At 65.7% G+C, this 536-nt stretch carries 2 protein-coding genes; both read right to left on the bottom strand.

Features of this window, described 5'->3' with window-relative positions; all coding sequences use genetic code 11:
* On the bottom strand, positions 1–242 hold a 242-nt coding region (locus BKG76_RS07090), incomplete at its 3' end, for a WXG100 family type VII secretion target (protein ID WP_070937008.1).
* Positions 243–266: 24 nt separating this feature from the next.
* Positions 267–536: type VII secretion protein EsxS (locus BKG76_RS07085; RefSeq protein ID WP_207543753.1), on the bottom strand; the 270-nt coding region annotated here is incomplete at its 5' end.

Here is a 536-nt window from a genome sequence, read left to right as displayed (position 1 = left end):
AGGGTGTTGGTTTCGTGGGTGGTGCCCATGGCGCGGTAGGCGCGGATGAGTTCTTCCATGGCGGTGTTCCACTGGGCCTGCCAGGCGGCTTGGCTCATGGAGGTATCACCGTGCCAGGCGGCCTGCAGGGAGGCCTGCTGGGCGGCCAGGTCGGCGCCCAGGGCGGTGAGCACACCGGAGTAGGTGTTCATCTCGCCGGCATGGGCCAGCATCGCGGGGTAGTTGAACGTGATCTGCGACATTGGGGTCTTTTCCTTTCGGTGGCGTTAGACGCCGACGTAGCGGCTGGCGGCGGCGGCATCTTCGGCGACGTAGGACGCGGCGGCATCACCGAGGTTGACCTGGGCGATATCGAGCAATGCGTTGACCTTGGCGGCGACCTCCACGAAACGAGCGTGCGCGGCCTGGAATGCCACCGAGGATTCCCCGACATGGAAGGCCTGGGCCGACATCGCGGCCTGCTCGGCCTGCGAAATCGTCGAACGCATCAACGCGGTCTTAGCACCAAAAGTGCCCTCCGCAGCCACCAAAGCCGG

Origin of the sequence: Mycobacteroides franklinii (genome assembly GCF_001853795.1) — a bacterium.
In the GTDB taxonomy this organism is placed as follows: domain Bacteria; phylum Actinomycetota; class Actinomycetes; order Mycobacteriales; family Mycobacteriaceae; genus Mycobacterium; species Mycobacterium franklinii.
Note: the sequence above shows the minus strand (reverse complement) of the source record. Positions and strands in the feature narration are given on the sequence as shown.